Origin of the sequence: Coleofasciculus chthonoplastes PCC 7420 (assembly GCF_000155555.1) — a bacterium.
Classification (GTDB): Bacteria; Cyanobacteriota; Cyanobacteriia; order Cyanobacteriales; family Coleofasciculaceae; genus Coleofasciculus; species Coleofasciculus chthonoplastes_A.
On the sequence record NZ_DS989868.1, the window covers coordinates 46271 to 52270 of the forward strand.

At 46.7% G+C, this 6000-nt stretch carries 5 protein-coding genes and 1 pseudogene; 3 read left to right on the plus strand and 3 right to left on the minus strand.

Annotated features, from left to right (window positions below; translation table 11 throughout):
- The first annotated feature begins 262 nt into the window (after positions 1-262).
- Genes MC7420_RS28885 through MC7420_RS40630 form a run of 3 tightly spaced genes read left to right on the plus strand, consistent with a single transcriptional unit; the run spans position 263 to position 918 of the window.
- Entirely contained in the window at positions 263-520 is a 258-nt protein-coding gene (locus tag MC7420_RS28885; RefSeq protein ID WP_006105007.1) for a hypothetical protein, read from the plus strand.
- Positions 510-740, plus strand: a complete 231-nt coding sequence (locus tag MC7420_RS28890; protein ID WP_006105092.1) for a hypothetical protein — start codon at positions 510-512, stop codon at positions 738-740. Before MC7420_RS28885 ends, MC7420_RS28890 begins: the two co-directional genes overlap by 11 nt.
- On the plus strand, positions 730-918 hold the full coding sequence (locus MC7420_RS40630) for a hypothetical protein (protein WP_006105061.1): 189 nt from the start codon (positions 730-732) through the stop codon (positions 916-918). The genes MC7420_RS28890 and MC7420_RS40630 overlap by 11 nt, the downstream gene beginning before the upstream one ends.
- Positions 919-1147: 229 nt before the next feature.
- On the opposite strand, the pseudogene MC7420_RS43955 reads toward MC7420_RS40630, so the two are convergent.
- The 3 genes and pseudogenes from MC7420_RS43955 to MC7420_RS28900 all read right to left on the minus strand — a co-directional run bounded on the left by MC7420_RS43955 (position 1148) and on the right by MC7420_RS28900 (position 4974).
- A pseudogene (locus MC7420_RS43955) lies at positions 1148-1400 on the minus strand (hypothetical protein).
- Positions 1401-2017: 617 nt separating this feature from the next.
- Positions 2018-2389 (minus strand): GxxExxY protein, encoded by a 372-nt coding sequence (locus MC7420_RS28895; RefSeq protein ID WP_044210375.1) that lies wholly within the window; start codon positions 2387-2389, stop codon positions 2018-2020.
- Between the two features lie 473 nt (positions 2390-2862).
- Complete coding sequence (locus MC7420_RS28900; protein ID WP_044210378.1) at positions 2863-4974, minus strand: ATP-binding protein; 2112 nt, start codon at positions 4972-4974, stop codon at positions 2863-2865.
- Between the last annotated feature and the right edge of the window lie 1026 nt (positions 4975-6000).

Consider the following 6000-nt stretch of genomic DNA (forward strand, 5'->3'; position numbering starts at 1 on the left):
AGAGGAGTTGATAATTTCCCGACAATTCTTACATCTTCTGGCTATTGAGGACTAACGCCTCTGTGAAATCAGTGGGGCTAACCTCTCACTCCCCACCGCTACCGTTTCCATAAATCAGTGAAATCAGTGTTACGATCGCACTTCTTTTTTTACTCTTTTATACGATAAAGGTATTGACTTTGGCTAATTTTTTAGGTACTATTTCATCATGGGAAAATGTGCCAGCCTATAGACTCTGTACTCGTCACTTCAAATTCTGTTTATGTCAACGTCTCACTCGGATGAAAAAAAGTCAGTTCAACCTAGGCAACAATCCGATTCTCAATTGCAAGCGATCGCTTACAGCTTAGATAGTCTCGTTCCAGGATTTTATCTTTGGCTAGGTGATCTGAAAATTAGGTTAGGTGGGAGTGAACCGGAAGAAACCTATCCTGGAATTATTCATAGTTGGTGGGGTATGGCACTGGTTCTACCTGGGTATCGGATCTATAGTACCTATCAAGGTAGCTATGACCCTTGATCAGCATGATCTGGATGGCATTGCCAAAATCACGGTTAAAATTCTGCCAACTCCTGAATTTGAAGCGCTTTTAATTGCTGCCGGATATAGTAAGATGGGTACGGCTCCAGCTAAAGGAAATCGGATTAAAGTTTGGTGGGTTCATACAAGTTTCAGGCGAATAGAAGCAATTTATAGTCCAGATGGCGCAGTTGCTATTACGGCTTATCATGTCACTTGAACAGGCGATCGCACACTCTCCCATCAATCCAACTCAAACGCGATCGCACGCTCGGTTTATCCTCAATTCGACCCACAGGCGATCGCTCTTCGATTTTTACTCATTTCTACGATACAGGCTTGACTTTGGCTACGATTTTAGGTACTATATCATCATGGAAAAATATGCCAACCTATAGACTCTGTACTTATCACTTCCAAAACACAGATTACACCGATTGAATGACACTAAAAAGAAGACTCAATCGTGAAGCAGACAGATGGACACAGAGGACTTAATAATTTCCCGACAATTCTTACATCTTCTGGCAATTGAGAACTAACGCTTCTGTGAAATCAGTGTGACTAACCTCTCACTTCCCACCGCTACCGTCTCTATAAATCAGCGAAATCAGTGTTACGCGATCGCTATTTTGAACTTAATAATTTGTCATATTCAGCGTGGGTTCCGATCCAGAACCAAACTAGATCATTATCCTGTTCGACTGCAATCGCTTGCTAAGTGTAAACCTATTCTAACCGACCAAAACCGACTGACTTTCTTCAAATGTAGTGAGGGATATCGAGGATCTTGCTTGAGCAACTCGTAACATCTATCGGCAAGTTCTTGGTTGGGCGATAACCGGATGGGGTTTGGATTGCGCCGGAATGGGTAGGATATCCGATTTTTTCTTGGCGTTTGCGGGTTTGGGGATGGATTGATGAGTGGACATAACACTGATGACACTGATTTTTTTTGATGGTAGGGGTGAGTGGTAAAGGGTGGTAGCACTGATTCCACAGAGGGGTTAGGGGTGGGTGGCTAAGGTTGGTAAGGATGATGCCTGGGTGGTAGCACTGATTTCAAAACACTGATTACACTGATTTTTTTTGAGGGTAGGGGTGGGTGGCTAAGGGTGGTAGCACTGATTTCACAGAGGAGTTAGGGGTGGATGGCTAAGGTTGGTAAGGATGATTCCTGGGTGGTAGCACTGATTTCAAAACACTGATTACACTGATTTTTTTTGAGGGTAGGGGTGGGTGGCTAAGGGTGGTAGCACTGATTTCACAGAGGGGTTAGAGGTGGGTGGCTAAGGTTGGTAAGGATGATTCCTGGGTGGATTTCACAGAGGGGTTAGGGGTGGGTGGCAAAGGTTAGTCATACTGATTTCTGGGATGGGTTGGGTTCGGGTTTGTTTCTGCTGTTTTATCACAGTTTCCGGGTTTTCGGGGGGGTTTGTAATAAAGCTTTTTTTCCTTGTCTAGATATATTCTTCCGCCACGACTGCCATGGAGTGGCTAATTGATAATGCGTTTAACTTTGAGACTCGGTTCACCAAAGTTAATCAGTAAACCCAGGCGCAGTTTCGTGGCTTTGAGGTAATTCAGGGTTTGGGCTTCAAATTCCTTAACTAACATCCTTACCGCCTTGGTCTCCACGATGATCTGGTCAAAGCATAAAAAATCCGCATTGTAGGTTCGATTTAACCGCACCCCCTTATAAAAAATCGGTAAGGGACATTCCCGATGATTAGGAATCTGCTGCCGTTGAAACTCAATCTCCAACGAATCCTGATACACCACCTCCAAAAACCCCGCCCCTAACTCCCGATGCACCTCCTGTGCCGCACCAATAATTTGATAGGTTTTCTCCTCATACAAATAACCCATCCCCAACCTCCTTCCTCAAACACTGATTACACCGATTTTCTTAGATTTTACCAGCAGCCTCACGATTAAATAACACAGATTACACAGACGCCCAAACAGCCCCCACAACACAGATTACACAGCAAGGATGGCACAGACAGAAGACTCAAATAGTCAGGTACACAGATTACACAGAACACGCTTATAGTCCTCCCAACCATCAAATCATCCGTGTAACATAAGCCACCCACCACTCACCCCTCTGTGTAATCAGTGCTACTAACATAAGCCACCCACCCCTACCATCCCAAAAAAATCAGCGAAATCAGTGTTACCACCGCTACCATCCCAAAAAAATCAGCGAAATCAGTGTTACCAGCCATCAAATCATCCTTACCAACCTGTGCCACTCCAGAACAAACCCCTCTGTGTAATCAGTGCTACTAACATAAGCCACCCACCCCCAACCCTCAAAAAAATCAGCGAAATCAGTGTTACCAGCCTTGCAATTCCCCTTGACCCATCGGACGTTCCACCTTCAGACATTCCTGAATCGCCGCCTGCTTAATATGCTTCATCTGCACCGCTTCCCCAGCACCCGCTGCTAAAAACGCCGCATTCATCGCAATCGTCTTAATATTTCCCCCTGCCATATTCAACTGTCCCAACTTCTTAAAATCCAACCCCTCTGTCGGTGTCTGTTGGGGAAACACCCGCCGCCAGATTTCCTCTCGTTCTTTAGCAGCCGGATAGGGAAACTTAATAATAAACCGAATCCGGCGAATAAACGCCTGATCCAACCCCGTCTGAATATTCGTCGTCAAAATCGCCAACCCCCGATACGTCTCCATCCGTTGCAACAAATAACTTACCTCAATATTGGCATGACGGTCATGGGAATCCTTCACCTCTGATCGTTTACCAAACAGCGCATCCGCCTCATCAAACAGCAAAATCGCCCCACTTCCTTCCGCCCCATCAAAGATGCGCCGCAGATTCTTCTCCGTCTCGCCAATATATTTACTCACCACCGCACTCAAATCAATGCGATAGACATCCAAGCGTAAGGTATTCCCCAATACCTCCGCCGCCAGGGTTTTCCCGGTTCCCGACATCCCAGAAAACAGGGCATTTATTCCCAATCCTCGCTGATTCTTCTGGGCAAATCCCCAGGTTTCATACACCCTTCCCCGTTGCTGTACCTGTACTACCATCTCTCGCAGCATCCCCTTCTCTCTCTCCGGTAAAATTAAATCCTCCCATTCGGCGGTTGTCTCAATCCGTACTGCCAAGTCCTCTAACTGGGGACGGGCTTGGATGCGACAAATATCCCAGAGGGGACTTTTTGCCACCTCTAAGGTGACAGGTTTCGGGGGTGGGGTTTCGGTATTGGTTTTGCGAGTGACGCGGGGTTTGCGCTTGGGTTTGGTTTCCTCGACGGGTTCAGGTTCAGGTTCAGGAGAGACAAGGGCGGCTGCTTTGTTGGCAATCTCTTCCTCCAAACTCCTTTGCGCCTGGATACATACGGTATAAATATCCCGGACACTCAGTTGAAACTGAGACACCAAGGCTTCAATCTCCGCCTCCAGATGCACGGCTTTCTCCCCTAAAGCGGCTTGCCAAATTGCCTTCTGTTCCTCGGCGGTGGGGGGCTGCACTTCCCAGGTAATGCGCGATCGCATTCGTTGTCGCCCTGGTTCCCGACTACTCACCATCAGGGGCAGATTAATCGTATCGATGAATTCCGATAACCCAGCCGTTATCCCCTCCTCCATCTCATCCCCATCCACCAATAGCACGGCATGACTCAAGAACCATTCCCGTTCACACAACTGCTTGACTAAACTGAGACTCCCACCCTGAGACGTTAGCGCCGCTACCGAGAAGCGATGCAGGTTCACATTCAACTGACGACAAACCGCCGCCGCGATCGCGCTTTTACTCAATCCATCCACTCCCGATAACCCAATCACGGGCAACGTTGTCCGAGATGACTCGACCCAGGTTGCCGCAATTTGCGCCACTATCTGCTGATGAGAGGGCGGTAATACAGCATAATCCTCTGCCTCCACCGATAACGGCTGCACGATTCCCCGCAATCGCGAATCAATATAATCATCCCCCAACAGATAATGGAAAATCCGCTCATCGATCCGCAAGGGACACTTCAGCCGACTCATCCCCTCTCCCACCTCAATCAACCGCCACCCGCGCAAGGGCGCATCAGGACGTAAGGCGGCTAAATTCGGCTCCCCTGAAAGCGCCCAGGCTAAACCAAATGTGGGATACGTCTGCTGCGCCTCCCCCTGTGCCTCAGCACATAACGCCCCCCACTCCTCATCCAATTCCATCCCGGCACAGAGGAGCAACACATCCCGCTCAAACCCCGATAACCCGAAGATTTGACAGAGTTGTGTCAACGCTGACGGTGGTGCATCTTCCTCCTCCTCTGGAGGCGCGATCGCCATCATCTCTGTCTCCTTCCCCTGACGCTGGTCTATCCGACTTATCAGCGCCTGTCGTACCTGGGCGATCGCACTCATCAGATAACGATGGCTATTCACGACATACCAATTTGTGGCTGTTGTAAGCTTGGCTACAGACATTGTTTTAGCTTTCTTTATGGTTGTTTGGGCTACACTTGTCAAGTTCTGATAATTCAAACTATTCTTTTCCAAAAAAAAGTTTGAATATTTAAATCTGTTTGATGTCTTAACACAACATCATAATTGCTCGTTTTTTACTCTGTTTCCGGAATAATCTACGAATTATCAGGTGATTCAGCTATTGTGAGAACGATGTGCGGTTTTCAGGTATATTATCTATGGTGGGTATTTTGTGGGCAAAAATAATTTCGAGCTAGCTAAACCCCTTGACTCTTGGTAAAACATTGTATAAGTCTTGGTTTTCGTCTCCCGCCCAACCTTCTCTTGGAGGTATGTATTTTGTTAAAGTTGAGATAAAAATCATTGCAGGCTCTTGACAAAAACACAGATTACACAAACAAAGAAATGGCACAGACAGAACATTGAATAGTGAGGGACACAGATTGACACAGACAACTCAATAGGATTTGCGGAATCAGTGTTAAAGTGAGCAGAATTGGAGTCGCCCATTCTCCCCTTGTAGCCGAAGGATCAATCTATAGTTAGTGATGGTCAGACGTTATCAGCTTTATCCTGATTTTTAAGGAAGTTGATCAACAGATTAATACTGGCACTTGCAAGGGACAGAAATTATAAGTCGATAGGCACAATAAAAGTTAACAGTAGAGGGAGTCATACTTACTTCCTCTGAGTAGCCAGCTACGTATTATGCAAGGGTTTGAGAGGTTTGAGAGGTATTTACACAACTTAATAGGGTTGAGTTTATTTTCACCAACCTACAGAGTTGAACTGTCGTTATTCACTGCTATAATCACTCCATGGTTCATGCAATTAGATACACTGACCGAACGATGTAGAGTTGCTCGGATGAAGTAGGGTAGAATACCTAATTTGAATGTGTAGGGGCGGGTTTAGGGAATGTAGGGGCGGGTTTAGGGAATGTAGGGGCGGGTTTAGGGAATGTAGGGGCGGGTTTAGGGAATGTAGGGGCGGGTTTAGGGAATGTAGGGGCGGGTTTAGGGACTA

What these genes read in the sequence shown, in the direction of transcription:
- MC7420_RS28885 (WP_006105007.1), top strand. Translation starts at nt 263, where the DNA reads ATGTCAACGTCTCACTCGGATGAAAAAAAGTCAGTTCAACCTAGGCAA.
- MC7420_RS28890 (WP_006105092.1), top strand. Translation starts at nt 510, where the DNA reads ATGACCCTTGATCAGCATGATCTGGATGGCATTGCCAAAATCACGGTT.
- MC7420_RS40630 (WP_006105061.1), top strand. Translation starts at nt 730, where the DNA reads ATGTCACTTGAACAGGCGATCGCACACTCTCCCATCAATCCAACTCAA.
- MC7420_RS28895 (WP_044210375.1), bottom strand. Translation starts at nt 2,389, where the DNA reads ATGGGTTATTTGTATGAGGAGAAAACCTATCAAATTATTGGTGCGGCA.
- MC7420_RS28900 (WP_044210378.1), bottom strand. Translation starts at nt 4,974, where the DNA reads ATGTCTGTAGCCAAGCTTACAACAGCCACAAATTGGTATGTCGTGAAT.